21 protein-coding genes, 1 tRNA gene and 2 pseudogenes are annotated in these 23192 nt (G+C 57.1%); 19 read left to right on the forward strand and 5 right to left on the reverse strand.

Translation table 11 applies throughout. The features are described from left to right. Nucleotides 1-32: 32 nt before the first annotated feature. The 12 genes and pseudogenes from O3S81_RS06995 to O3S81_RS07040 all read left to right on the forward strand — a co-directional run bounded on the left by O3S81_RS06995 (nt 33) and on the right by O3S81_RS07040 (nt 6528). Nucleotides 33-106, forward strand: a tRNA-Gly gene (locus tag O3S81_RS06995). A 163-nt stretch (nt 107-269) separates the two neighbouring features. Then, nucleotides 270-422: a hypothetical protein gene (locus tag O3S81_RS07000; protein ID WP_269341831.1), complete on the forward strand. Its 153-nt coding sequence runs from the start codon at nt 270-272 to the stop codon at nt 420-422. Next, nucleotides 404-475: pseudogene (locus tag O3S81_RS07005) on the forward strand (hypothetical protein); the annotation flags it as partial. The gene O3S81_RS07000 and the pseudogene O3S81_RS07005, both read left to right, overlap by 19 nt. Before the next feature lie 373 nt (nt 476-848). Then, nucleotides 849-1595 carry a POTRA domain-containing protein gene (locus O3S81_RS07010; protein ID WP_269341833.1) on the forward strand — a complete coding sequence of 249 codons (747 nt, stop codon included), beginning with the start codon at nt 849-851 and terminating at the stop codon, nt 1593-1595. Further along, nucleotides 1574-3619 carry a hemagglutinin repeat-containing protein gene (locus O3S81_RS07015; RefSeq protein ID WP_269342420.1) on the forward strand — a complete coding sequence of 682 codons (2046 nt, stop codon included), beginning with the start codon at nt 1574-1576 and terminating at the stop codon, nt 3617-3619. Before O3S81_RS07010 ends, O3S81_RS07015 begins: the two co-directional genes overlap by 22 nt. A gap of 376 nt (nt 3620-3995) precedes the next feature. Next, complete coding sequence (locus O3S81_RS07020) at nt 3996-4349, forward strand: hypothetical protein (RefSeq protein ID WP_269341834.1); 354 nt, start codon at nt 3996-3998, stop codon at nt 4347-4349. Between the two features lie 126 nt (nt 4350-4475). Further along, a complete protein-coding gene (locus O3S81_RS26605) occupies nt 4476-4610 on the forward strand; it encodes an HNH/ENDO VII family nuclease (RefSeq protein WP_442864883.1) in 135 nt (44 codons plus the stop codon). Nucleotides 4611-4613: 3 nt separating this feature from the next. Then, on the forward strand, nt 4614-5045 hold the full coding sequence (locus O3S81_RS07025) for an SMI1/KNR4 family protein (RefSeq protein ID WP_269341836.1): 432 nt from the start codon (nt 4614-4616) through the stop codon (nt 5043-5045). Between the two features lie 93 nt (nt 5046-5138). Next, nucleotides 5139-5456: pseudogene (locus tag O3S81_RS26610) on the forward strand (colicin E5-related ribonuclease). 12 nt (nt 5457-5468) lie between these two features. Then, the gene (locus tag O3S81_RS07030) at nt 5469-5717 is read left to right on the forward strand and encodes a hypothetical protein (protein ID WP_269341839.1); all 249 of its coding nucleotides are present in this window, start codon (nt 5469-5471) and stop codon (nt 5715-5717) included. A gap of 48 nt (nt 5718-5765) precedes the next feature. Further along, nucleotides 5766-6005 carry a hypothetical protein gene (locus tag O3S81_RS07035; protein WP_269341841.1) on the forward strand — a complete coding sequence of 80 codons (240 nt, stop codon included), beginning with the start codon at nt 5766-5768 and terminating at the stop codon, nt 6003-6005. Nucleotides 6006-6189: 184 nt separating this feature from the next. Continuing rightward, entirely contained in the window at nt 6190-6528 is a 339-nt protein-coding gene (locus tag O3S81_RS07040) for a hypothetical protein (RefSeq protein ID WP_269341843.1), read from the forward strand. 371 nt (nt 6529-6899) lie between these two features. Here O3S81_RS07040 and O3S81_RS07045 read toward each other — a convergent pair whose 3' ends face one another. Then, the gene (locus O3S81_RS07045) at nt 6900-11774 is read right to left on the reverse strand and encodes a beta strand repeat-containing protein (RefSeq protein WP_269341845.1); all 4875 of its coding nucleotides are present in this window, start codon (nt 11772-11774) and stop codon (nt 6900-6902) included. Between the two features lie 338 nt (nt 11775-12112). On the opposite strand from O3S81_RS07045, the gene aqpZ reads away from it, so the two are divergent. Both aqpZ and O3S81_RS07055 read left to right on the forward strand, forming a co-directional pair. Next, entirely contained in the window at nt 12113-12838 is a 726-nt protein-coding gene (gene aqpZ, locus O3S81_RS07050; RefSeq protein ID WP_269341847.1) for an aquaporin Z, read from the forward strand. Between the two features lie 52 nt (nt 12839-12890). Next, the gene (locus O3S81_RS07055; RefSeq protein WP_269341849.1) at nt 12891-13184 is read left to right on the forward strand and encodes a hypothetical protein; all 294 of its coding nucleotides are present in this window, start codon (nt 12891-12893) and stop codon (nt 13182-13184) included. Between the two features lie 213 nt (nt 13185-13397). Here the strand turns inward: O3S81_RS07055 and O3S81_RS07060 are convergent, their stop codons facing one another. Then, the gene (locus tag O3S81_RS07060) at nt 13398-15335 is read right to left on the reverse strand and encodes a glycosyltransferase family 2 protein (protein ID WP_269341850.1); all 1938 of its coding nucleotides are present in this window, start codon (nt 15333-15335) and stop codon (nt 13398-13400) included. 170 nt (nt 15336-15505) lie between these two features. Here O3S81_RS07060 and O3S81_RS07065 point away from each other — a divergent pair, with 170 nt between their 5' ends. Continuing rightward, nucleotides 15506-16267: a transporter substrate-binding domain-containing protein gene (locus O3S81_RS07065; protein WP_269341851.1), complete on the forward strand. Its 762-nt coding sequence runs from the start codon at nt 15506-15508 to the stop codon at nt 16265-16267. A 39-nt stretch (nt 16268-16306) separates the two neighbouring features. On the opposite strand, the gene uppX is transcribed toward O3S81_RS07065, so the two are convergent. Next, entirely contained in the window at nt 16307-17599 is a 1293-nt protein-coding gene (uppX, locus tag O3S81_RS07070; protein ID WP_269341853.1) for a Wzx-type polysaccharide biosynthesis protein UppX, read from the reverse strand. A 285-nt stretch (nt 17600-17884) separates the two neighbouring features. Between uppX and uppY the strand changes: the two genes are divergently transcribed. Together uppY and O3S81_RS07080 are read left to right on the forward strand one after the other, a co-directional pair. Further along, nucleotides 17885-19180 (forward strand): Wzy-type polysaccharide biosynthesis protein UppY, encoded by a 1296-nt coding sequence (uppY, locus tag O3S81_RS07075; RefSeq protein ID WP_269341855.1) that lies wholly within the window; start codon nt 17885-17887, stop codon nt 19178-19180. A 26-nt stretch (nt 19181-19206) separates the two neighbouring features. Beyond that, nucleotides 19207-19959, forward strand: a complete 753-nt coding sequence (locus O3S81_RS07080; protein WP_269341857.1) for a polysaccharide deacetylase family protein — start codon at nt 19207-19209, stop codon at nt 19957-19959. A gap of 52 nt (nt 19960-20011) precedes the next feature. On the opposite strand, the gene O3S81_RS07085 is transcribed toward O3S81_RS07080, so the two are convergent. Together O3S81_RS07085 and O3S81_RS07090 are read right to left on the reverse strand one after the other, a co-directional pair. After that, nucleotides 20012-20662, reverse strand: coding sequence for a S24 family peptidase (locus tag O3S81_RS07085; RefSeq protein WP_269341858.1), 651 nt, complete (start codon nt 20660-20662; stop codon nt 20012-20014). A 112-nt stretch (nt 20663-20774) separates the two neighbouring features. Further along, nucleotides 20775-21425 carry a response regulator gene (locus O3S81_RS07090; protein WP_269341859.1) on the reverse strand — a complete coding sequence of 217 codons (651 nt, stop codon included), beginning with the start codon at nt 21423-21425 and terminating at the stop codon, nt 20775-20777. Between the two features lie 251 nt (nt 21426-21676). On the opposite strand from O3S81_RS07090, the gene O3S81_RS07095 reads away from it, so the two are divergent. Together O3S81_RS07095 and O3S81_RS07100 are read left to right on the forward strand one after the other, a co-directional pair. Beyond that, the gene (locus O3S81_RS07095; RefSeq protein ID WP_269341860.1) at nt 21677-22030 is read left to right on the forward strand and encodes a DUF952 domain-containing protein; all 354 of its coding nucleotides are present in this window, start codon (nt 21677-21679) and stop codon (nt 22028-22030) included. After that, nucleotides 22030-23121, forward strand: a complete 1092-nt coding sequence (locus tag O3S81_RS07100; protein WP_269341861.1) for a quinone-dependent dihydroorotate dehydrogenase — start codon at nt 22030-22032, stop codon at nt 23119-23121. The genes O3S81_RS07095 and O3S81_RS07100 overlap by 1 nt, the downstream gene beginning before the upstream one ends. Nucleotides 23122-23192: the final 71 nt, after the last annotated feature.

Here is a 23192-nt window from a genome sequence, read left to right on the forward strand (position 1 = left end):
CGCTCGGAACTATCCGATGTCTTAGTCCGCACGCGGGTGTAGCTCAATGGTAGAGCAGCAGCTTCCCAAGCTGAATACGAGGGTTCGATTCCCTTCACCCGCTCCAGCGACTTTTCCAACAAGAACGATGACGTCCAAGAAACGCTGATTTTACAGCGTTTTTGCCTCGCGCGCGCGTAAGGTCGTGCAACGGTATGCAGTGACATCCAGCAATTTTGTCGGTGAAAATTACGGCATTCGTCATCGTCGTGGGAAGCCGATACCGTAAAATGGCACTGACAGGCATTCAGGTTAAGAACGCCAAAGCCGACAGCAAGCCGCGCAAACTCTCTGATGAGAAGGGGCTTACCTTTACCTATCGGTTGCAGGCGGCAAGTCTTGGCGCTTCGATTATGACTTTTTCGGGAAGCGAAAAACGCTGACTATCGGGGCTTACCCAACGGTAGGGCTGGCGGATGCCCGTAAGCAATTTTAGTTTCCTCTTAACTTTGGTCTTTATCAGTGTCTTGCATGGAGATGTGTATTGCAGTAACTTCTGGTTGTTGTTTGACTCGAAGAACCGAAGGGCTTGAAATTGGCGGATCGCGCTTAAAATTCACGGATGAAAAGCGATATCCATGCCATAGCGTTGGCAGGATTGATTATTATGTGAATTTTTAACGTGCGCGGTTCTTTGAGTAAATGACTTGCGACTATCGTTTCGCAAAGAAAGTTACTACTTTAACGCTTCTTGGATCAGATGAACTGATCTATGCACCCGGTATGGGATCGACAGCAAGGACAGCTGAAGAGTGAAGCATGGGCGGCATTGCCGCGACAAACTTCATTCAAATGCAGGCCTCCGAAATATGTCATTTGCTGCTTTTATTCCTGGTTTCCGACGGCTAGTCCCTCCTGACTTTTGTCTCGCAATTGTGCCGGTTGCTCGAATCTCAGCCAATTCCCCGAGGAGCGCGCCCAACAGTTTCAAGCGAACCTTTGTCATTTCGCTTTTTGCAAGCCTGCTCGCGTCAGGGCACGCAACTGCACAGTCGCCCGCCGATGATTTTTCCCGCCGGCAGGATCAGCAACAGCAGTTGCAGCGGCTTGAGAACCTGAAACAGGTCACGCCTGATAGCGTCGTCAGCCATGGGAACCCGGCATCACGAGGCAACGCCAAGTCCACTGGCCCATGCTTCGATATCTCGCGTGTAGAGATCGAAGGTGCGACGAGGCTGTCTGCCATTGATCTCGGAAAAATGACGCAGCGTTACAATAATCGCTGTATCGGCGTTGCGGATATCACCACCCTGCTCAAGGCCATTACTGACATCTATCTGGACAAAGGATTCGTGACTTCACGCGCCTATGTTCCCCTACAGGATGTTGCCGGAACAGCGCTTTTGCGGCTGGTCGTCGTCGAGGGCACGATCTCGGATACTCCGCCGCCAATGCTGCCTTTGCATCGCTCAAGGCCTATGATGCGCTCGACACCGTCGTCAACGGCAATGTCGCTTCGGCCTCGCTCACCGCCGGCTTCACCTATACAAAAGACAAGGCGGCGGGGACGGGCTCTGTTCCCGTCATCACCGAAATCAATGCCGGCCGCTCGGTGACGATCGAAGCCGCATCCGGCGATATCACCGGCCATGGCGTGCAAATCTCGGCCGGCTATGATGCTTATGGCCTGCCGGTCGACAGCGCCGACGACAAGGCCGGCGATATCACGCTTTCGGCCGGCAATGATATTACCCTTAAAAGCGCCGAGGCGACGCAGAGTTCGTCGTCCAGCAGCACGTCCGCCGGCGCCAGTATCGGCATTGGCGGCGGCGTCAGCCTGTCGGGTGGCGTCGGTGTCGGGCTGACAGGCGGCGCCAGTGCGTCCACGGCCAAGGCCAACGCCAACGGAACTACCCAGGTCAACAGCCACGTCAGCGGTACCGGCGACATCGTCATCCAGTCGGGCAACAACACGACACTCGCCGGCGCGCTCGTTGCCGGTGAGACAGTGACGGCCGACATCGGCGGCGATCTCACCATCGTCTCCGTTCCCGATACCGGCGAGACCACGAACAAATCCACCTCCGGCGGCTTTAGTCTCGGCGGCGGGAAGAGCCTCATCTCCGGTATTCAGATCGGTGGCGGTGCGGGCTCCGGGTCGACGAACTGGGTTTCCGAACAGTCGGGTCTCGTTTCCGCGGACACGATGAATGTCACCGTCGGCGGCAATACCCATCTCGGTGCCGGCAAGATCGTCTCCGGTTCGGGCGATCTCACTCTCGACACAGGCACGCTTACCCATGAGAATTTCGAGGGCCAGAAGCAGTATGAGGGCTTCAGTGCCAATCTCGGCCTCGATCTCACCGGCGGCAAGGGAACCGATGCCAATCCGGTCGGCAACAGCACGCTCGAAGGCAGCTATCAGCTCGATGATACCCGCCAGAGCGTCCGCGCCACCGTCGGCCCTGGGGACATCGTCGTTCGCAATCCCGATCAGCAGGCAGCGCTTGAGCACGACGGTGCAACAAATCCCCTCTCCGAACTCAACCGTGATCCGGGCAAGGCTCATGAGATCACAAAGGACAAACATGTCGGCATCGATTTCTATCTTTCAACCAACAGCCTGAAGGCTGCGGCAGAGGGGATCGACGTCGTCGGCAAGGCTCTTGGCGACGCCTTCGAGGCACTGGGGGCAAAGCTTGCGGCTTCCGGTGATCTGACACCGGATGAATTGGCGACAGCCCGTAAAGTCGCCAAAGCGCTGGATTCCGGCACACTCGATATCGCAGCGCTTGCGACCTGCGCGGGCCGGCAAGGCTTCAATCTCCTCGATCTTTTGTTCACGCCGGCCTATGCATCTGGATGCGTCCTGTTCGACAAAAACGGCAAGGAGATCGCTGAACTGACGGCGAATGAGCGTGAAGCCTGCATACAGATGCTGGCGACGCTGATGGAGACCTATACCGAGAAATATGTGACCGGTGCGGCTGGCAAGGGTGAACTGCCGGGCAGCGTCAAAACACTTGCGGCACAGTTACGCAAGGTGGGTTCGGACGAACAGCTGGTCGCGGGTTTCCAGGTGATCGGTATGTCGGCCTCGTTCATCCGGGATGTCACGATAAGGCTGACGCTCGGTGAGGAAGGCTACAAGGAATACAAGGCAGCGTTCGAGCCGCTTGCGGCAGCCGGCACGTTGGGCAAGGAGGCCAGCGAGCGGGCGATTGCCGACATTGCTGCCAAACACGGTCTTTCCTTTGAGGATACCAAAGACCTCAAACTCCTCGTCGGGGTCACTACCGCAGCAATCATTGGAGTCGTGGGTATCAAGGCAGGCGGCTCGCTCAGCAGCAAAGAAATCGAAATTGTTTCGAAACAAATTGCTGATGGTCACGCATTCCAAAAGCATATACTTGAAAAAGGCGAACTGGCCGGTATGGGCATACGAACTAGAGCGCAACTTGCCGACTTTATCGGCGAAACAATGAGGAAACCTTCAGATGTAAAGGCATTGGGTGGTGGTAGAACTGCATACTGGAACGACGAGTATCAATCGGTAATTATACACAACCCCAAAGCAGGAGACGGTGGGACTATTTTCCAACCAAAGAACGGAAAATTGTATTTTGACAACATGAGGTAAGGACAATGAACCCTTCGGAAACGCCAATTAAGAACGCTAAAATCAGCATCGAATTTAGTAAAAAAGAATTAACTATTCTATCATCATCCTTAAATGAAGTGCTGAATGGCATAGATATATTTGAATTCGAGACAAGAATTGGAGGCGAAAATTCTGAAGTAATAAAGCTTCTGGAGATGCTCAATTTTTACATAGATAATTTTAATAAGTCTGAACAGCCTCCATTTTCGACCGGACATTAAAACTTATCCACGCTAGGGCGTTTGGTACGATCTCCCAAGCGGAGGACGGGTGGTGTCCGAACCTCCAACAATTCCGGGATAACGTTGGATATTGATATTCCCGGATATCCCAAAGGTTTTAAGGTACACCAGCAATGACCCAAGAGCCTGTTGAAAAGTATTTTGGAACACCGATCAGCGAGTGGATCGCCCGTGTTGCGAATGAATTGGAGGTGGATGCCGTCGGGTTATGGCAGATTATTCCGGTGGGCATTGATAGCTTTGGTTTATCGGACGAGCAACTCGAAGATTTTGGATATCGTTGCGTGGTGGCTCTTCTTAAACGAGGAGCGGTTCCTGTCAAAAGCTCATCAGACCTTCCAGGTTGGGTTCCTGAAATGAAATATCACGGATCTCATGAAGAAATGGCGATGAGAATCATTAGTGATTGGAAGGCTGGTAAGCTTGTGCCCGATCATGATGGGTTATGGTTTGCGCTTCTTCCCTGATCTTGGGCGTCTCCGGAAAATCCGCTGATATCGATACACATTCAACTGGAAGGCCGAAACCTATCGCGGCTCGATCAGTACGGTCGACCATCGGCAGGAATGCCTCAGACTTACTGATACGCTGAAATGACCCCAACCTTTCATAAGACAAATTCCAAGGTTATTCATGTCAGTACCAATGAAATTCCATCTGGCATCAACCGTACCCAATTTAATTCCTGGCGGCGGACTTATTGGATAAACCGAGCAAACGATTTCTAGGAAATGTATCTGGTGACTGAACATATTGACGCGATTATTAGTGAAGTGAATCGACTAGATGATCCGCGAAAACGTAAAACTCCGCTTCCAGATGATGCTCTAATAGCGAGATACGAAGCCGCCACGGGTTTCGAATTCTCGGAAGACTATAAAGAATTTCTCAAGAGCATATCTAACGCTTTCATCGGTTACCTGTCGCCACTTACTCTAAATGAAGAGATGGGTGGCGTTTATGGGGAATTGAGATCGGCTATTGAACAAGGCCGTAGCGCTGGCCTACCCCACGATTGGCTTCCAATATGTGAAGACAACGGTGACTACTACTGCATCGCGCCCGATGGCAAAATACATTTCTGGGACCACAACGGTCCAACGACCGAGACTTGGCCCAACCTCGCAACGTGGGCAAACGATGTCTGGTTGGGTGGAGCATAAGACTTTCGGCTATGCAATACGCGCCACCGTTGAGACAATTTGAGCCGCCCCGGCATTGCTGAAAAGCTCGGACAGACCAGGCTCGGAAGCGCTGTGTCGAACGGCATTGCTGCACAGGTTACCGAAGGCGCGGCAAATACTATAGCAACCAAAATAGCGCCCAAGATTGAGCGGCAAATCGGCCGGCGAGGCTGGGATAGAGACTCAATCAACGAGACAATTGCGCAACCTCAGCGAACCGTCACAACCCGTGACACTCGGCATAATCCCAAAACCGGTGCGCGAAATGATGGTCCGGCAACTGCGTTCATTAACTGAGATGGTTCCTACGTTGTGAGAAACAACCGAACTGGAGACATCGTTCAAGTCTCAGATCGCACGGATCCCAACTGGGAGTCTCCCTTTGAATGAGGTCTAAGCAAGATGGAAACGGAATATTTGACTGCGGAGCAAGCGCTTCAGTTCATTCATTTATGTGAACAAAATGGTATATTCATTTTTGGAATTGAGCGATTTCTCTTTATCGACGGGATGAGCACGCCCGACTTAGATGGAATCGCTGATTTCTCATCACTTTCTCGCGAGAATATAAATGGTGCAGTCTTATCAGCCCGTAGATTTTTGTCGCTATTCGGTGATGTAAATGAGGAACGCTTCAAACTTGTCTACTGATGGCCGCTAGTCCAAATCCTGAAATCCATAAACGGCAGAACTCGAGGGATGGAAATGACACTGGCACCTGACGAATTAGCCGTAATGTTTGAGAGGGGTCTGGTTGGTGGTTTCGATCCAACTCAAGTTTCGAGAATAGCAACCCGCATTTATCTGCAGCACGGCTTGGAGCTTACGCCGAAAACGGACGGCCTAATCCTCACTTTAATGGCAATGGAGGAGGGGCCAGAGTTTGAACTAAGTGAAACCGAATTTGTAAGTTTAATGGAGGAGGTCAAAACATCGTAGTATAACCATCGGAGATTTCGCCTCGTTGAAACCAATATGGAAACACTTGAACCGAGGAGCCGAAAGAAAAGAGCGAGTCGTCCTTCAAGTTGATCTCGTGTTGTCGGCGCGTGCTGGCGTCAATAGGACGCCACGCGAAAACGGTGTCAAGCGTTTCTAGAAACCCAATTTGAAAACTGAGCGAATGAAATTGATCGGCAGTGCAGTTGAAGAACAATATAAGACTGAACTTCAGGAGGGGGCTCGTTATCTTCTGGAAGAAGGAGGCGATCCGGGAGTGCTGGATTCACTTCGTCGGGAAATTGGAGCCGTTAAAAGCGCTTATTATTTGAGTGGTTACGAGCTTCAAGACTATCGCACCTGTAATTTGCTGGTGAATGGCATGATTGTTTGCCACATAGAAATTTCTGGAAAACAGATCGAAGTATTTGATAAAATCAGTATCCATAAATACAAAATGGGTCTGAAAAGGCAAGGGCAAATTAAATTGCAAGTCGCTCTAGATATGTCTGTGTCACGATGAGTTTTTATCGTCTAAATTAGCTAATAACATACGGTATGGCATTAAAATTTTCTTGGTAATCCTGGCAGCGAGGCGATTAAGGGCGGTCAGCCTGTAAGTACCAAAATAAAGCACATGTGGTCGCGGACGTTGCCGCCGGCAGCTTCGTAAGCTGCAAAGGGTCATTCTCTTTTTGAGCCGGCGCTCGTGCAGCCCCTATCTGCAGAGTCTTGGAGTATTCGGTAGACTTGCATTCGAGAGCGACCGCTTGAAGCAGGTGTAGCGGATGGCCCCATTCCTTGATTGGCTAGGCGCTTAACGAGATCTCGATCCTCGCGCAGTGATCTTCCAACAAGAATATCAGTCTCCACCGCGCGTCTCATGCGCGAAAATCAGACGTCCAGATAGGACAAAATGGCTGCAGCGACGCTCGGCTCATCGGTTGAAGTGGAGGTCGCGATATTCTGGGCGGGGCTGTCTGCCAGTTCGTCGCTATTCAGTGCCGCCACCTGCGTCGGCGTCATGGCGGCGATCTGGCCTGGAGTGAAGGCGGCCGCCTGGGAGGCCGTCAAGGCGGCGAGCGCACTGGTGCTCAGTCCGGAGATCGCGTTTGAACTCAAGCTGATGATCTGCTCGGTGGAAAATGCGGCGAGGTCGTCTCCGCCAAGCGCCGCTGCCTGCATTGATTTAAGGGCGGCGACCTGTGAAATTGACAGCGCGCCGATTTGCGCAGAACCCATTGCTGCCACCTGGCCGTAACCCAGAGAAGCGACCTGGCTTGTCGTCAAAGCGGCTATCTCCTCAGACGACAGGGACGCTACAACGGTGGCGGACAGGCCCCTGATCGCCGTCGAACTGATCGCGGCGAGTTCTTCGGTCGAGAATGTTTTCAGACCCTCTATCGTCAGCCCGGAAAGTGCGGACGAACTCAGCGCGGCGATCTGGCCGGTGGAAAGCGCCTGGATCTGGCCCTTGCCGAGAGCGCTGATCTGGTCGCCTGTCAATCCGGCGACGCCCGCTGTACTCAAGGCTGCAACCTCGGAGGACGAAAGGGTGGCGATGAAGGTCGTAGACAATCCCTTTATCGCGCTCGGGCCGATTGCGGCGAGCTCCTCCGGCGAGAAGGTGTCCAGCATGGCCGCAGACAGGCCCTTAAGCGCATCCGAGCTCAATGATGCTATGTGACCGGCGGAGAATGCTTCGACCTGCCCAACACTCATTGCGCTGGTCTGTGCGCTGCCAAGGCCTGCCACAGCCTTGGCGTCCAGAGCGGCGATCTGGCTTGTTGAAAACGAGGCGATGTCGGCGGTATTCAGTGCCGCAATCTGTCTGGCGGTAAGCGCGCCGACTTGGGCGTTGGTCAGGGCACCCACTTGACCGCTGGTCAAGGCGTCGACCTGTCCGGTGCTCAGGCCCGCTATTGCTGCGGTGCTGAGTGCCGCGGTCTGCGCCGCCGTCAGCGACGCGATAGTCTCTGCCGACAAGCCCGCGATCGCACTCATGCCGATTGCAGCCAGTTCTGTGGTGGTGAAGGTGTTCAGATCATCGGTGCTCAGCGCCGCCAGCTGTGTTGAGTTGAGCGCGCCAATCTGGGCGCTTGTCAGAGCGCTCACCTGATGGGTGCTGAGGGCTGCGATCTGATCGGTGGTCAGGCCAGCTATGCCTGCCGTCCCGAGGGCAGCAATCTGGGTTGCTGAGAGCAAGCCTATATCTGCTGTGCTCAGCGCCGCAATCTGTTTGGAGGTGAGGGCGCCGACCTGGGCGCTGCTCAGGGCATCCACCTGATCGGTGCTAAGTGCGTCAATCTGGCCTGCGGTCAGGCTTGCTATTGCAGCCGTTCCCAAGGCCGCGATCTGACCCGTCGTCAGCGAGGCAATCGCTGCTGTCGACAAGCCCGGGATTGCATTCGAGCTAATTGCGGTCAGCTCAGCGGTTGTGAACGTGCTTAGAGCATCGGGGCCAAGGGCGGCAATCTGTTTCGAGCTGAGAGCGCCGATCTGGGCACTTGTCAGAGCTTCCACCTGATCGATGTTGAGGGCCGCGATCTGATCCACCGTCAGGCCCGTTATGCCCGCAGTGCCGAGGGCGGCGATCTGGGTCGACGAGAGCGAGGCGATGTCGTCCGTGCTCAGCGCCGCGATCTGTTTGGAGGTGAGGGCGCCGACCTGGGTGTTGGTCAGGGCGGCCATTTGATCGGGCTCGAGTGCTGCGATCTGATCATTGGTCATGCCCGATACCGCTGTCGCGCTTAGTGCTGCAATCTGCGCAGTCGTCAGCGAGGCGATTGTAGCTGTCGACAGGCCCGGGATCGCATTCGAGCTGATTGCAGCCAGCTCGGCAGTGGTGAAGGTACTCAACTCACCGGTATCGAAAATTGCAATCTGTTTCGAGCTGAGCGCACCGATCTGGGCGCTGGTCAGAGCCTCGACCTGATCGCTGGTGAGGGCCGCAATCTGATCGGTGGTCAGACCTGACATGCCCGCAGCACTGAGCGCGGCGATCTGGGTTGCCGAGAGCGAGGCGATGTCATCCGTGCTCAGCACTCCGATCTGCCTAGAGGTGAGGGCACTGATCTGGACACTGGTGAGGGCCTCCATCTGACCGCTGGTGAGGGCGGCGACCTGTCCGGTGCTCAGTCCAGCAATGGCAGACTTACTCAGCGCTGCGATCTGGGCTGCTGTTAGCGAAGCGATCGTTGCTGTCGATAGGCCCTGGATCGTGCTGGGGCTGATCGCCGCAATGTCCTTGGTGGAGAAGGTTGCAATGTCGTCCGCGCTGAGTGCCGCGATCTGTTTTGCGCTAAGAGCGCCCACCTGGGCGGTGGTTAAGGCCTCGACCTGAGCGGTACTCAAGGCGGCGATCTGTGCAGTACTCAGGACACTGATGCTTTGCGTGTTCAGAGCCGATATCTGACTTGCTGCCATGGAGGCTATTGTCTCAGCGGACAAACCCTGGATCGCACTGGAACTGATCGCCGCAATGTCCTTGGTCGAGAAGGTTGCAATGTCGTCCGCGCTCAGGGCCGCGATCTGTTTTGCGCTGAGAGCGCTGACCTGTGCATTGGTCAACGCTGCTACCTGGGCGGTACTCAAAGCGGCGATCTGCGCGGTGCTCAGCGCATTGATGCTTTCCATATTCAGGGCCGCAATCTGAGCTGTCGTCAGGGAGGCTATGGTCTCTGCCGACAATCCCGGGATAGCCTTCGAACTGATGGCGGCAATCTCCCTAAGTGTGAATTTCGCCAGACCGTCCGGTCCCAGCGCCGAAACCTGCGTGGCGTCGAGATTGAGGACCTGTGCGCTCGTCAGCGCTTCTGCCTGACTGGCGCTGAAAGCCGCCAGTTGCCGGGAGCTCAGTCCCGCAATGCCCGCGGCGCTCAGGGAGGCGATCTGGGCTTTTGACAGAGCCGCTATGTCATCTGTGCTCAGGGCGGCAATTTGCGCCGAGCTCAGGCTTGCTATCTGCTTGGTCGACAGGCGCGAAATCTGATCAGTGCTCAAAGCGCCGATCTGGTTGCTCGAAAGTCCCGAGACGCTGGAGGCGCTGATTGCCGCAATCTGGATTGCGGAAAGCGACGCTATGGTGTCCGTGCTCATTGCCGCAATCTGTCCCGAGCTGAGAATCCCGATCTGGACGGTGGTCAAGGCCGAAAACTGACCGGCGTTCAAGGCTGCAATCTGATCGGTGGTTAGACCCTTGATGCCCGCTACGCTTAACATGGCGGTTTGGCTGGTTGACAGAACCGTAATATCGTTGTCCAGGGCTGCAACTTGTGCCGCACTCAATGTCTTAAGCTGCGCGGCGGAGAGAAGGCCGACCTGGTTACCGCTCAGGGCTTCAATCTGATCGGTCGTCAGGCCTGTTATCGCATTGGTGCTGAGGGCCGCGATCTGGCCATTTGTAAGTGCTGCGATGACATCCGTGCTCAAGCCCGGCACGGCTTTATTTGTGATTGCTGCTATATCGGCGGTCGAGAATGTCGCCAGGTCCTCCACACTCAAGGCTGCGAGTTGTGTCGAAGTCAGTGCTCTCACCTGTGCCGAGGACAGAGCCTCGGCCTGATCGGTGCTCAAGGCTTCGATCTGATCGACTGTCAGGCTTGCGATTGCGCTGATACTCAGGGCGGCAATCTGAGCAGTCGACAGGGTGTCTATCTGGTCAGCGAAGGCCTGGAACTGTGCTGCGCCGAGGGCACTCAACTGGGCGGTCGTCAATACAGCGATCTGATCTGAGCTAAGCGCGGCGATCGCCGCAGTGCTCAAGCGGAGTATCGCTTTAGCCGTAATTGCGGTGATATCGGCGGTGGAGAATGTTGCTATATCTTCGGCGCCAAGGGCCGCAAGTTGCGTCGCACTCAGCGACGTCACCTGCGCCGGCGAGAGGGCTTCGATCTGGCGCGTGCTCAAGGCCGCGATCTGCGTCGTTTTGAGTGCGGCAATCTGAGCCGTCGTCAACGCGGCGATCTGATCGGGGCTCAAGACTTCGATCTGGCTGGTCGTCAGGGTCGCAACCGCGCCCGTGTTCAGGGCAGCGGTCTGATCTGAGCTAAGCCCTGCGATCACCTCCGTGCTCAGGCCCAATACGGCTCTGCCCGTAATTGCCGCGATATCGGCGGTGGAGAAGGTTGCTATGTCCTCCGCACTCAAGGCCGCGAGTTGCATCGAATTCAACACCTTGACCTGTATCGGAGACAGGGCTTCGACCTGATCCGGTCTCAAGGCCGCGATTTGAGTGGTCGTCAGACTTGCTATTGCGCTCGTGCTGAGGGCAGCGATCTGTTCTGGGGTAAGCTCCGTTATCGCTTCCGTGCTCAAGCCTGGCATGGCTTTAGCCTTGATCGCTGCAATGTCTGCGGTCGAGAAGGTTGCGATATCCTGCGCGCTCAGAGCGGCAAGTTGGGTCGCGTTGAGGGCACCCACCTGGGATGAGGTCAAAGCCTCGACCTGATCTGCGGTCAGGGCATCAAGCTGCGTGGCGGTGAGTGCAGAAATCTGCCCCGTATTGAGACTGGTGATGGCGTATTGATCGAGGATGTTCAGTTGATCCAGCGTCAAACCAACTATGGCGCCTTGCGAAATGGCGCTCAACTGTCGGGAATCGAGAACTTTGACATCCTCTGTATCCAATGCTGCAAGCTGAGCCGAGGAGAGGGATCTGATCTGAGCCGTGGAAAGCGATGCCACGTCTTCGGTCGTCCAGGCTGCGACCGCCGCTGTCGAAAGATATTTGATCTGATTGACATTCAGGGAAGAAATAATCGACGTCATGTCTGAAAAATCCTAAAGGTTGAGTCCAACCTCTCAACAGCCAACGGATGATTTCCTTGCCCAAGCCCCGAAGCGCATCGGCTCAAGTCCACCAATTTGTAAAGGTTGAGTACGCAATCGGGCTTGCCTGAACCTGAAGTTGTTAAGTTCTGCCGATCTCGGTTGCGATATATTCTCGAAACGTTTCAGGGCGCCGACGAGCGAACGGAGGCCGAGGAAAGCCGCGCCATATCAGGACGGATTCGCTCTTGGCAGCCGCGTAAATATGCAATTTTGCTTGACTACGATTAAATTGCACGTAATAGTTGATGCAGACGTAGCATTTTGGGATGGGTGTTATGAGTCGCAAGCTTCTTTCGGAATTTCTGGGTACTTTCTGGCTCGTGTTCGGGGGCTGCGGCAGTGCGGTTTTTGCCGCCGCTTTTCCTGAGCTCGGCATTGGTTTCCTTGGTGTCGCTTTCGCTTTTGGCCTGACGGTTCTGACCATGGCCTATGCGGTTGGCGGTATTTCAGGCGGCCATTTCAATCCGGCGGTTTCCGTCGGTCTCACCGTTGCCGGCAAATTCCCGGCAGCGAGCCTCGTGCCCTATATTGTGGCGCAGGTTCTGGGCGCGGTCGTCGCGGCCGCGGCGCTTTATGTCATCCTCACCGGCAAGGCGGGGGCTGAAATCGGCGGTTTTGCCGCCAATGGTTATGGCGAACATTCTCCGGGTGGATATTCGCTCGTATCGGCGTTGCTGATCGAGGTTATCCTGACGGCGTTTTTCCTGATCGTCATTCTGGGGTCGACGCATGGCAGGGTTCCGGCCGGCTTCGCGCCGATCGCCATCGGTCTTGCCCTTACCCTTATTCATCTGATTTCCATTCCGGTCACCAACACATCGGTCAATCCGGCCCGCTCGACGGGGCAGGCCTTGTTCGTGGGCGGGTGGGCGCTGCAGCAGCTCTGGCTGTTCTGGCTCGCTCCGATCCTTGGCGGCGCCATTGGCGCTGTGGTCTGGAAAATTTTCGGCGAGGAAGAAAAGACCGGCCATGCCGGTTCTGTCCAGCCCGCGCAGACCTGAATAAGAGGCTTTGTTTTCCCGAATGGTCGGGGAAACGACTGAGGAGGATGACATGGATCTTGCTTCGATATTGGCCCAGATCGTCGGTGGCGCGGTTGGCGGCACGGCCGGCGGAAAGATAGTGAAGGATTCCGATCTTGGTTCGCTCGGTAACCTGATTGCCGGCGCCATTGGCGGCGTCGGTGGCGGAACCGTACTTGGATCGCTGCTTGGGGCGGCCGGAGATGCGGCAGCAGGCGGTGTGGATATCGGCGCTATTGCCGGTCAGCTCGTTGGCGGCGGTGTCGGTGGTCTGATCGTCCAGATCATCGTCGGCCTGATCAAGAACAAGCTCGTCGCCAGATAAAGCCGTTCGGTCGCTTGATCATGGAATGACGGACCTTGCCGGAGGAGGAGCTTCGTTCGGCAAGGCGTTTTGATATTGCATATATCGATGGTTGCGGCATGCAAGGTCTGAAGCGCCCTGCAAATGGTCGTCCCGTGCGCCGCAAGTGCAAAGAGGCTCGCGAGGCTTGCCGCAAAAGGCATCGGGACCGCCTGGTTGCTATTGTGTGCCGGGTCAGGCGCTATTCCTGGCAGACGGCACATGTGGCGTCTTGTTCCAGACGAAGGGGCTGGTTTTTAGCTCCACCACCGCGCGCCAGGCCGCGACGGACAGCATCAGCCAATATAAGGGTATGGCCAGCCAGCGCCTTCCGACCTGTCGCCTTTCATAACCGATCATTCTGCTCCGCCCCATCAGCACGAAGATCGTGTAGCTTCCGGCAATATTCAGCACATCGATGGCAAACAGAAGGCCCTGCGAAGAGAGCAGCATATCCGCGCCATTTTCCCGGATGGCCATGGCCATGAAAGCCAGGGCAACGAAGAGCAAGGGATGGGCCAGCGACGACAGAAGCATGCCGCCGATCAGCAGCTGAAAGACCATATAGGCAATCCACCCCATGTGGCGCGCGGTCGCAAAAGGCGCACGAGTCATCACCAGCCAGCTTTGCAGCCAGCCTTTGTACCAGCGCGTGCGCTGGTTCAGCCAGACGGGCAGCGCAGTCGGCGCATCCTCCAGCGTCTGCCGCCGGATGACACCGCAGCGATAACCGAGCCGGTGCAGCCTGAGGCCCAGATCGGCATCTTCCGTCACATTGTAGGGGTCCCAGGCGCCGACCCGCCGCAACGCGGCGGTGCGGAAATGATTGGAGGTACCGCCAAGCGGCAGCGGTAGTCCACGGGCGGCGAGGGCGGGTAACATGCAGCGGAAGAGCCCCGAATATTCCAACGCGAAACAGGCACTGAGCCAGGAGGAAGAGGCATTGGTGATGATAAGCGGCGCCTGCAGGCAGGCGATATCGTCCGGTTGATCCCGGAAGACGACATGGGCTTCACGCAATTGCTGCGGGTGTGGCCGGTCCTCCGCGTCATAGACGACAACGAAGGTGCCGCGCGCGCCGGAGAGGGCATAGGTCAGGGCCTTTGGTTTGGTGCGCGGCAGGGAGGAAGGCACCCTGACGAGTTCCATATGCGGGCCGGGATTTATCCGCTCGATCGCCTCGATGGTTGCGCCGTCGTCGGCCTCGCATATCAGCTTGATGTCGAGCCGGGATCGGGGCCAGTCCAGGCGCTCCAATGCCCCGATGAGCTGCCCGATGACAGCCTCTTCGCGGTAAAGCGCCACCAGAACGGTATAGATCGGCAATTCGCTCTCCTGCGGTAGAGGCAAGACGGTTGCCACGTCGTTTTCGGCAGGGCTATGCAGGAGTGCAAGCAGCCGGAAAAGCAGGGTGCAGAGGTAAAGCATCGTCAGGGTGACGTGGAGATAGAGCAATGCCGCCTGCGTGTAAAACAGCAGCGACAGGATGAGCAGGGTGGCGAGAACGCCGCCCACAAAACCCTGCTGGCCGTGCAGCGTGATCCTGGCGGAATGTTGTGGCGCAGTGTTGAAAAGCCGCTGCCGGGTTTCCGCCGAGCGGCGAGCCTCGCCCGCTTTCCAGATTGCGCTGCGCATGGCCTGCGGTGTGGTCACGGCAAGTTCGTCTGAAAGATGCGGATATTGTTCCAGCATGTTTTTCAGCAGTTCCATCCGGGCAAGTTCCGGCACGATCAGCAGCACTGTTTTACCGTTCAGTGGCGTCAGCCGCAAAAACCTCGGTTCGGTGAGTTGAGTGTCCAGATCATTCAGATCCGCCACCCGTTCCGGGCCGATTGCCGGGGTGAATGGCAAGCGCAGAAATCTGGCGAAAGCACCGTAATAGGCTTCCGTCGTGACGAGGCCGCTTGCCAGCAATTCGTCTTCCACGGTCGAGCCGTTTTCCAGCGCCCGCTGCCTGAAGGCGTCGACATAGGGTTTGCCGAATCCCAGTGAGAAGAGAAAACGGGTCTGCCTCGCCTCGTCCTGTTCGGGGGCACTCCAGAGTGGATTTTCGTCGGTGCCCGAAAATGCAATTTTTCGTCCGGCCGGCGTCGTGCGAAATGATTCTCGTGTATAGTGCCTAAAATAATCCATGCATCGCCGCCGCCCTCATGGCGACGCCCCACTTCCTTTCACGGATAGTATAGATGAGAATAACGAATGTAACGCGGAATATAGGTCTTGGATTTACTTTAGCTTTCGCTTTGCAATTTGTTGGTTATTTTAGTGAAGCCCATGCGGAAGGCCTGTCGGATGGAAATCGCATGCCGGTGCTGTTCGACGCGCAGGAGCGGTTTCCGGGAGGTGATCTTTCCTCCGTTCCCCGCATCAGGTTTCTGATGTCGGTTGATTTCCCGCCTTTCAATTTTACCGATCAGGAGGGCCGGCTTGCGGGTTTTCATGTCGATCTGGTGCGGGAAATCTGCGCCCAGCTGAAGGTGGAAAGCAAATGCCAGGTGCAGGCGCTGCCGTTTGACGAGCTGGAAGCGGCTCTTGAAATGGGAGAGGGCGAAGCAGTGATTTCCGGCCTCGCCACCACTGCCGATCTGCGCAAGAGCTTTACCTTCTCGCGGCCCTATCTGCTGTTGCCCGCCCGTCTTGCCGTGAACAAGACGGCAAAATTCACCGGCTCCGGCGCGGATGCGCTTTCGGGAAAGAAGGTGGGCGTGGTTGGCAGCTCCCGGCACGAACAGATGCTGAAAGCGTTTTTTCCAAAAGCCACGGCCGAGAGTTTCGATGGCTACGAACCCATGTATGAGGCGTTGAAGGCAGGCAAGGTGGACGCGATCTTCGCCGACGGTCTGCGCCTGTCTTTCTGGGTTTCGGGAAGTGCGTCCGAAGGCTGCTGCGCGCTCTTCGGTGGTCCTTACATGTCTGACCGGTTTCTCGGCGAAGGCCTGTCCATCATGACGGTCGATCCGGATAACGTACTGGTGCCGGCTTTCGATCAGGCGCTGGCCGCCCTTTCGCGAAACGGCCGGCTGGAAGAAATCTACCGGCGTTATTTCCCCTATGGGCTCTATTAGAGGGAGCCGGCCTGTCCGGACCGGCCCTGACACCGGCCTTTATTTGGCTGGCGCGAAAACCTCTTCGTTGCGTCGCAGGCGCAGAAGCGCAATCCACACGGCGGCGGCGATGGCGGTTTCCACCATGAAATAGCTGCCGATCGTTCCCGAAATGCTGAAGGACCAGGTGAAGAAGGCGACGACGACGGAGCCGATGAGATTGCCGCTGTTCCAAATCTTGGCGCGAATATCCTGCCGCCCGGAAGCGCCGAGCGCCTCGAGCGCGGTGGCCGCAACGGCCATGGGCAGGACGGCCCAGCAAAGCACGCGGGTGATGATGGGCAGCGAGACATATTCGTCGCCGAACAAAAGCGGCAGGAAGGGTGCGATGATGAAAATGACGAGCGCGCTGCCCGTTGCGATGAAAAGCGCCGCCTTCAGCACGTTATAGGCGCGCTCTATGGTCTTGGTAATGCCCTGCAGGGCAGCGGAGGCCGAGCCCGGATAGATCAGCCGGTTGAGAGCCTCGACGGAGAGATAGGAACTATCGAGAATGCGCCGGGCGATGGAATAGCTGCCCAGCACCTCGGCGCTGGCAATGGCGCCGAGAACGAGAATATCGGCATTGCCGCGCACGGCCTTGAACAGGAACTGGGTGGAAAACAGGATGCCGATGCGGATTTCCTCACGGACGATCCGGAATACCGGCCTGCCGAGTTTCACGATCGCCTTGACGGAAATCATGGCCGCAATGGTGTGGGCGGCAAGGTTCCACAGCGCCCAGGCCTCAACCGTTTCCACCTTGAAGATGAGGCAGGCCACCACGGCGGCAATGGTGCGGGCGACGGCGAACATCACTTCCAGCTTGTTGGCCGAGCCGAAGTCGGAATGGGCGATGAAGCTCTGCGTGGAAAGCGAGATGACCTTCAGGAGAACGAGGTTGGTGAACAGGATCAGGAAGGTGGTGATCAGCGTGTGCAGCAATGTTTCCGAGGTCGGGAAAAAAACCGGGATCGTCACCATGCCGATGATCGTCAGTACCACGCCGGTCGCAGCGCTCAGGAGATAGCTGTGGCCGAGCATGACGGGAAACATGCTGCGATCCTGCGCAACACGGCGGATCAGCGATTCCTGCGAACCGATGCCGCAGATCTGGACGCCGAGATTGGTGACGGCGGTAATGGAGGCGTAAAGCGCGAATTGTTCGACACCGAGATGGCGGGCAAGCAGTGCAAAGGTCAGAAGCTGGGCGGCGCTGGACATGAGGAGCGCCCCGCCGGATGCCATATAGGTCAATCCCAATCTGACTAGATGGCCGAGCCGCGGCGTATTGAACGACACCTCATTCTCCATTTTTTCCGGCATTGCCGGGCGAATTCAAAAAGGAACTGTCCTGTTTTGAAATGTGACGAACTGAAAGGCCGGCGACCGGGCAATAATCCGACACCGATAACCCGAATGAATGACAGTTTCTCCTATCTTAGCCTTCTTGAGGTAAGAGAGGGTTAAAGCAATTGCACAATAATGATGATAATGACTGTTTATGGTTATTTGGACATGGCCCTGTTTTAGAAGGGTTTCGTTGTTCGTCACAAGGCAGGCCCATGATCCGATTGTCCAGTTCCGGTGCACGCGACCATGCCGCGTTTGGCTGATACGCGGTCCATTGCTTCCGAGAGCAGCGCCATCTCCCTGTCGGGTGGCCGTCGCGACGCGATTTTTTTCGTCGTCACCATGCTCTATATCTGGATTTCCGTAGCCCCTTTCGAAAATCTTGCCGCTCCCCCTGTGCCCCACGCTGCAGCAAACCAGCTGACCGGGCTGATGATTGCGGGCATGCTGGGGGTTTTTGCGCTGCGCCACCGGCTGACTGGCCTTCTCCTGCGGCCCCGCTTGCCCATTCTCCTGCTGTTTTTCTGGCTGGTCATCTGCTCGGTGCTGGGTGCTGAACCCGGCACGTCGCTGCAACGCCTGATCTTCACCGCGCTTTTATGTTTCATCACCAGCGTTCTGGTCGTCATGCCGCGCGACCGGCGGCAGTTCGACCGGATGATGGCCATCTTCGCCCTCATTTTGCTGGCGCTTTGTTATCTCGGCGTGATCTTCCTGAGTTCGCGCTCGATCCACCAGCCCTATGACCTTGATGAAAAGGCGCTCGCCGGCGATTGGCGCGGCATCTTCAATCACAAGAACGCCGCCGCTCCGGCCATGATCATTCTTTTCATGATCGGACTTTACCTGCGCAACGCCTGGTCGGTGCTGGGCGGCATTGCGATTACGCTGCTGGCCGGGTTCTTTCTCTGGAAGACTAACGGAAAAACGGCGGCCATGCTTTTGCCCGTCACCCTGGCGCTGGTCTGGATCATGGAACGGCATGCCCACCGCACCTTGCTGATGATCGGTGGTCTTCTGGCCTTCCTCAACATCGTCGCGGTTGGCTCCACCTATTTTCCGAGCATACAGAATTTTGTCGAAAGCCTGGGCATCGATTCCACCTTCACCGGGCGGACGGACATATGGCGCCTGTCCTTCGACACCTTCGCGCAATCGCCGATCTTCGGGCAGGGGTTTCAGGCTTTCTGGACGAGCGACCGTTTGCTGTCGCAGGCCGATATTGCCGGCACCTGGGCGGTCACCGCTTTCCATGCCCATAATGGCTATGTCGAAAGCCTGCTGAATGGCGGCTTGCCGGCCTTCATTCTTACCGTTCTGTGGTTGGTCATCATACCGGCAAATGATTTCCGTACGGCGGTGGTCAAGGGCACGGATCCGGGGCTGACCCGACTTTTTGCACGAATTTGGGTGTATGCGCTGCTTTCTTCGTGTCTTGAGAGTAATTTCTTTACCGGAACCGGGCCTATTTGGTCTTCTCTGCTGATCGCAGTCTATTGTTTGAGGCATCAGGCCTACGACATACTTGAACAGGGGCAGTAATTTGCAGACAGGCCGGGGGGCTTTGTATGACACAAAAAATCGGGACTTTTGCAGACCGGATCAATAACCGGCTGGTGCGGTATTTTCCGGGACCGCAGGCGCGGGTCGAAACGTCCGAACCGATCGTGTCCTTCACATTCGACGATGTGCCGGCAACCGCCTGGACAGAGGGTGCGCGCATTCTGGAAAAGGAGGGCGTTTGCGGGACGTTTTACATCGCCGGCGTGTTCATCGACAAATATGATGAACAGCAGGAGATGATTTCCGCGAAAGGTTGCTCGGAACTGGCGGCGGCCGGTCATGAGCTTGCCTGCCACACCTTTTCCCATCGCAAACTCTCGAGTTTTTCACGACGGGGGCTTGAGGCGGATCTCGATCGTAATGACAGCGTGCTGGGATCCTTTGATGGAAGCCGTCACGGGCGGAATTTCTCCGTTCCCTTCGGCATGGCCTCACCGCTCATGCAGCCGCTCTTGCGGCGCCGGTTCAGAACCGCGCGCGGCATCATGCCGGGCATCAATCGCGGCAGCGTCGATCCGTATAATCTTGCCGCCGTCGAGTTGCGTGCGGATCAAAACTACCTCGACGCCGCCGACCACTGGCTTGAGGATGTTTTGCAAAAGGGCGGCTGGCTCATCATCTTCACCCACGATGTTTCGCAGACACCAAGCTTCTACGGTTGCCCGGAAGGCCGATTTGAGGGCCTCGTCCGCAAAGCGGTGTCCGGCGGTGCGAAGATCATGACGGTCGATGCCGCCGCAAGGACATTCGGCCTTTAAAGCAATGGTCTCGGCGCGCCGGTGCCGGGAAACCCATGCCCGCGATTGCGGGCTACTGGCTGGCCCAGATGATGCGGGCGATCCATTCCACATCGGCCATGTCGAAGCTACGATTGGGATGTTCGGGGTTGAGCGAAAGAAGCTCGATGTTTTTGGGGCTTTGCCGCGCCAGCACCTTGGCCATCACTTCGCCATCGCGGCTTTTCAGCACCACGCGGTCGCCGCGCCGCACCTGCGCACCGGGCTCCACGATGAGGATGTCGCCATCGCGGTAAAGCGGCATCATGCTCTCACCCTGCACTTCCAGCGCGTAGACGCCCTGCTTGCGTTCGGGAGAAGAGGGAAACTCCACCACATCCCAGCCTTGACCCGCCGGAAAACCGCCATCATCGAAAAAGCCGCCGGAACCGGCCTGCGCAAAACCGAGCAGGGGAATGGCGTTGTCCACACCGGAAGGCTGCATCGTCTGCGCCCTGCCGAAAGCATAACCGAAAAACTGGTCGACACTGGCTCCCGTCGCCTCCAGCACCTTGGAGACGGATTCCGTCGAGGGCCAGCGTTTGCGGCCATCCGGCCCGAAGCGTTTCGATTTATTGAACGAGGTGGGATCGAGGCCGGCGCGCTTCGCCAATGCCGAAGGCGTCAGCTGATGGCGTTCGGCAAGCGTATCGATGGCGCTCCAGATCGTCTCGTGTGACAGCATGATAGAAAGCCCGCAAATGGAGCCGATAGCGGAAAGCTCCTGTCGTTTACTGACCGGAATCTAGCCCAAATCCGGTCAGGAGTAAAGGAATGAAAGGAATAAAATCCTTGCCCTAAGCCACCATGGCCGATGTATTTATCTTGGCGAGCTGGATGACCGCCTGCGTGCGGCTGTCGACCTTGAGCTTCAGCAGGATAGCCGAGACATGTGCCTTGATGGTGGCCTCGGAAACATTGAGTTCATAGGCGATTTGCTTGTTCAGCAGCCCTTCGGCCAGCATGCCGAGCACCCGGCTCTGCTGCGGTGTCAGCGTTCTGAGCCGGCCGATGAGATCGGCCACGTCGGGATCCTGTTCCTTCTCGCCCTGGTGGCCCGCCGGTATCCAGACATCACCTTCCATAACCGCACGAATGCCGTCGCGAATATCGTCAATGCCCGATGATTTCGAGATGAAACCGGAAGCGCCGAGTTCGATCGACCGGCGCACGGTGGTGGCATCATCCGTGGCCGAAACGATGACGATCGGCAGGCTGGAAAATTCCGCTCTCAGCGCCATCAGGCCTGAAAATCCGCTGACCCCCGGCATGGCGAGGTCGAGAAGCATGAGATCGGCGTCGTTGCGCGCTGCGGCTGCACGTCGGGCAGCCTCGAAATCCCCGGCCTCGATGATGGTCTGTTGCCCGTCGAGACCGGATACGGCCTGTTTCAGGGCACCGCGAAAAAGCGGGTGGTCATCTGCGATGATAATGACAAGTTCCGACATTCTGGCCCCCTCCCAAGGGCGTTATGCGGTTCTTTTTCAGCGATTGGCTCACTCCCTTGCCGGTGGTCGAAACACGGCCGGCTCCTCCGCGGAAGGTTGCGCCAATCGTTCCGGCATTACAAGGAAAAGCTTGTGGACAGGCGGCCTTTCAGGACTTCCGCAATAAAAATGCCGTGGAAACTGTGGACAATCTTCAAGCTTTGCGGCAAACCGCCCGGACAGGAAAGCGCTGGAAAGCCTTGGAGAACGCCATGCAGGAAACGCCCGCGATCATCTATAAAATCGTGCCGGAGACGTTGTGGAGTGCCGCCAGGGCAAAGGGTGTCTTCGAAGGCGCCGCCATCGATCTGACCGACGGTTTCATTCATTTCTCGACGGCAAAACAGGTGGCAGAGACCGCCGCGCGGCATTTTTCCGGCCAGGTCGATCTGCTTCTGATCGCCGTCGACGGCGCAGCGCTCGGCGACAAGCTGGTCTATGAACCATCCAGGGGCGGCGATCTTTTTCCGCATCTCTACGCCCCGCTTCCCTTAAGCGCCGTGCTTTGGGAAACGCCGCTCTCACTCGATCATGATGGCCAGCACCAGTTTCCGGAGATTTTGTGATGAACGGATTATTTTCCTCTGTCGGCCGCAAGGGCCTGTTTCTCATCGATCCGGAAAAGGCGCATGGGCTCTCCGTCGCGGCGCTGAAAAGCGGCTTCCTGTCCACCTGCATGGTGCCGCACGATCCGCGCCTGCAGCAGACGGTGGCGGGCCTTGTCTTCCCCAATCCGCTCGGCATGGCGGCGGGGTATGACAAGAATGCGGAAGTGCCGGGCCCGCTTCTGAGGCTTGGTTTCGGCTTTACCGAAATCGGCACCGTCACGCCGCGGGCGCAATCCGGCAATCCCAAGCCGCGCATCTTCCGCCTGGTTGAGGATGAGGGCGTCATCAACCGCCTCGGTTTCAACAATGAAGGCCATGCCGCGGCGCTGGAGCGTCTGAAACAGGCGCGTCTGCGCGGCATCGTCGGCGTCAATATCGGCGCCAACAAGGATAGCGAAGACCGCATCGCCGATTATGTGCAGGGCATCGAGGCGTTTTATTCGGTGGCATCCTATTTCACCGTCAATATTTCATCGCCCAATACGCCCGGCCTCCGTGACCTGCAGGCACGTGAAAGCCTTGCCGCACTCCTGTCGGCCGTGCTGGAACGCCGCAAGGCGGAAGCGGAGCGCCTCGGCAAACGCATCCCCGTCTTCCTCAAGATTGCGCCCGATCTGACGGAAGAAGGGCTGGACGATGTTGCCGAAGAAGCGCTCGCCCACGATCTCGATGGTCTGATCGTCTCCAACACCACGCTTTCGCGCGAGGGTCTGCGGCCCGGTCCGCACAAAGGTGAGGCCGGCGGGCTGTCGGGCAAGCCGCTCTTCGAGCTTTCCACCACGGTTCTCGCCAAGATGCGCCGTCGCGTCGGCGCCAATTTGCCGATCATCGGCGTTGGTGGCGTTTCATCTGCGGAAACGGCTTTGGAAAAGGTGAGGGCAGGGGCCGATCTCGTGCAGCTTTATTCCTGCATGGTCTATGAAGGCCCCGGCCTGCCATCGGCCATCGTCAAGGGCCTGTCGAAGCTGGTCGCCCGCGAGGGTGCCGACTCCATCCGTGACCTGCGTGACAGTACAGTGGACCGCTGGGCGGATCGCGCGCTCGGCTGAGTGCGACCCGGAGGTCTAGGCAGCGTGCCCGTCAGGGCTCTCTATCCTCATCCCGTGCTCGTCACAGGAAT

The organism is Agrobacterium sp. SOY23, from assembly GCF_027212525.1.
Classification (GTDB): Bacteria; Pseudomonadota; Alphaproteobacteria; order Rhizobiales; family Rhizobiaceae; genus Agrobacterium; species Agrobacterium tumefaciens_I.

Coding starts and splice junctions, on each gene's coding strand:
- O3S81_RS07000 (WP_269341831.1), top strand. CDS start 270: ATGGCACTGACAGGCATTCAGGTTAAGAACGCCAAAGCCGACAGCAAG.
- O3S81_RS07010 (WP_269341833.1), top strand. CDS start 849: ATGTCATTTGCTGCTTTTATTCCTGGTTTCCGACGGCTAGTCCCTCCT.
- O3S81_RS07020 (WP_269341834.1), top strand. CDS start 3,996: ATGACCCAAGAGCCTGTTGAAAAGTATTTTGGAACACCGATCAGCGAG.
- O3S81_RS26605 (WP_442864883.1), top strand. CDS start 4,476: ATGACCCCAACCTTTCATAAGACAAATTCCAAGGTTATTCATGTCAGT.
- O3S81_RS07025 (WP_269341836.1), top strand. CDS start 4,614: ATGTATCTGGTGACTGAACATATTGACGCGATTATTAGTGAAGTGAAT.
- O3S81_RS07030 (WP_269341839.1), top strand. CDS start 5,469: ATGGAAACGGAATATTTGACTGCGGAGCAAGCGCTTCAGTTCATTCAT.
- O3S81_RS07035 (WP_269341841.1), top strand. CDS start 5,766: ATGGAAATGACACTGGCACCTGACGAATTAGCCGTAATGTTTGAGAGG.
- O3S81_RS07040 (WP_269341843.1), top strand. CDS start 6,190: ATGAAATTGATCGGCAGTGCAGTTGAAGAACAATATAAGACTGAACTT.
- O3S81_RS07045 (WP_269341845.1), bottom strand. CDS start 11,774: ATGACGTCGATTATTTCTTCCCTGAATGTCAATCAGATCAAATATCTT.
- aqpZ (WP_269341847.1), top strand. CDS start 12,113: ATGAGTCGCAAGCTTCTTTCGGAATTTCTGGGTACTTTCTGGCTCGTG.
- O3S81_RS07055 (WP_269341849.1), top strand. CDS start 12,891: ATGGATCTTGCTTCGATATTGGCCCAGATCGTCGGTGGCGCGGTTGGC.
- O3S81_RS07060 (WP_269341850.1), bottom strand. CDS start 15,335: ATGGATTATTTTAGGCACTATACACGAGAATCATTTCGCACGACGCCG.
- O3S81_RS07065 (WP_269341851.1), top strand. CDS start 15,506: ATGCCGGTGCTGTTCGACGCGCAGGAGCGGTTTCCGGGAGGTGATCTT.
- uppX (WP_269341853.1), bottom strand. CDS start 17,599: ATGGAGAATGAGGTGTCGTTCAATACGCCGCGGCTCGGCCATCTAGTC.
- uppY (WP_269341855.1), top strand. CDS start 17,885: ATGCCGCGTTTGGCTGATACGCGGTCCATTGCTTCCGAGAGCAGCGCC.
- O3S81_RS07080 (WP_269341857.1), top strand. CDS start 19,207: ATGACACAAAAAATCGGGACTTTTGCAGACCGGATCAATAACCGGCTG.
- O3S81_RS07085 (WP_269341858.1), bottom strand. CDS start 20,662: ATGCTGTCACACGAGACGATCTGGAGCGCCATCGATACGCTTGCCGAA.
- O3S81_RS07090 (WP_269341859.1), bottom strand. CDS start 21,425: ATGTCGGAACTTGTCATTATCATCGCAGATGACCACCCGCTTTTTCGC.
- O3S81_RS07095 (WP_269341860.1), top strand. CDS start 21,677: ATGCAGGAAACGCCCGCGATCATCTATAAAATCGTGCCGGAGACGTTG.
- O3S81_RS07100 (WP_269341861.1), top strand. CDS start 22,030: ATGAACGGATTATTTTCCTCTGTCGGCCGCAAGGGCCTGTTTCTCATC.